At 52.5% G+C, this 1,667-nt stretch carries 1 protein-coding gene; it reads left to right on the plus strand.

Annotated elements, in window-relative coordinates; genetic code table 11:
• Window positions 1–292: 292 nt before the first annotated feature.
• On the plus strand, window positions 293–1,666 hold the full coding sequence (locus HALTITAN_RS24335) for an IS110 family RNA-guided transposase (RefSeq protein ID WP_039860955.1): 1,374 nt from the start codon (window positions 293–295) through the stop codon (window positions 1,664–1,666).
• Window position 1,667 lies beyond the last annotated feature (1 nt).

Genomic DNA, 1,667 nt, shown 5'->3' on the forward strand with positions numbered 1-1,667 from the left:
AAGGCTGAATTAAAACGCGTGTCAGAAGAGCGAGATATATTAAAAAACCGTTATGGGTTGGCACCCGCTTGTAGGTACAGAAACCCGACGGCGCCCTATACTCAGCTTGTGTGCCAGGGGCGCAGCCGTTGGCTTTTTGGTGGTCGACCCCGTTAAAAAACGTGGCTCGGGTGGCGTTCTGGACTTGAAAGTGGTGACACCGTTTGAGGTGATCCCGGTTAGGAAGGTAGATGTCATCAACGCCACCTCCTCTGGCCCTTCCGTCATTTTCGGTTGCTGAGGAGATGCTGTCATGGCTCGTCATTCCTCCCGCTCCACTCGGCAGCGGGACAAGTTACAAGTCGTTCACCCCAATGCCGCAGCGATAGATATTGGTTCACGTTTTCATGTTGTAGCGATTCCCCCTGATCGGGATCCGCAACCGGTACGACGCTTTGATACCTTTACGGGCGATTTGCGTCGCCTAGCTGATTGGTTAGCGGAAAAGAACATCGTGACCATCGCAATGGAATCGACAGGTGTGTACTGGATCCCCGTTTACGAACTCTTGGAAGAACGCGGTTTTGACGTGATTCTGGTCAATGCCCGTGAGGCCAAGAATGTCCCAGGGCGCAAGACGGATATCAACGATGCTCAGTGGCTACAACGCTTGCATTCCTATGGACTGCTGCGTGGCAGCTTTCGTCCGACTCAAGAGCTTGCCAGTCTACGAGCGTTACTACGCCAGCGGGAAAGGTTACTGGAATATTGTGCCTCTCATATTCAGCATATGCAGAAAGCATTGATGGAGATGAATTTGCAACTTCATCACGTTGTGTCTGATATCACCGGTAAAACAGGGATGCGGATTCTGCGCGCTATTGTCCAGGGGCAGCATGACTCCGCTGTACTAGCCTCCTTTCGTGATCCGCGCTGTAAAGCCAGTGAGGAAACAATTCGTCAAAGCTTGGAGGGCCACTACCGCGAGGAACATCTACTCACACTGCGTCAGTCTCTCGCTTTGTACGACACTTACCATGAGCATGTCGCCGAATGCGATCAGCTTATTGAAGCGACTCTCAAACGGCTTTCACTTGCAACGCCAGCGCCTGAAGGTTCCCTACCTGACGCTCGCCATCGGGATGCTAACCCTAATGCGCCAGCGTTCGACGTACGCCATTCCCTATTTCAGGTACTGGGCATTGATCTAACTCAGATCCACGGACTCGGTCCTTACTTGGTGCTCAAGCTAATTAGCGAGTGTGGTACGGATATGAGCCGTTGGCCCACGGTCAAACACTTTACCTCCTGGCTAGCATTGTCACCGGGAAGCAAGATCTCCGGTGGCAAGGTACTCTCGTCACGCACTCGACGAACCAAGAATCGAGCAGCTGCCTTGCTGCGCCTAGCGGCCACCACTATTGGGCGTTCTCAAACAGGCCTTGGTGCTTTTTACCGCCGGTTGGCGAGTCGGCTAGGTAAGGCTAAAGCTGTCACTGCGACAGCTAGGAAAATTGCCGTTTTATTCTACAACGTCCTGCGCTACGGCTGGGTTTATCAAGATCCTGGTGCTGACTACTATGAGGAACGCTACCACCAACGTATTGTTCGTAATTTACAACGCCGTGCGCAATCATTAGGCTTTGAATTGGCCCCAATAACAGACCCCAGCCAACGGGTTTCTTAGG

Origin of the sequence: Vreelandella titanicae BH1 (genome assembly GCF_000336575.1) — a bacterium.
Lineage (GTDB): Bacteria > Pseudomonadota > Gammaproteobacteria > Pseudomonadales > Halomonadaceae > Vreelandella > Vreelandella titanicae.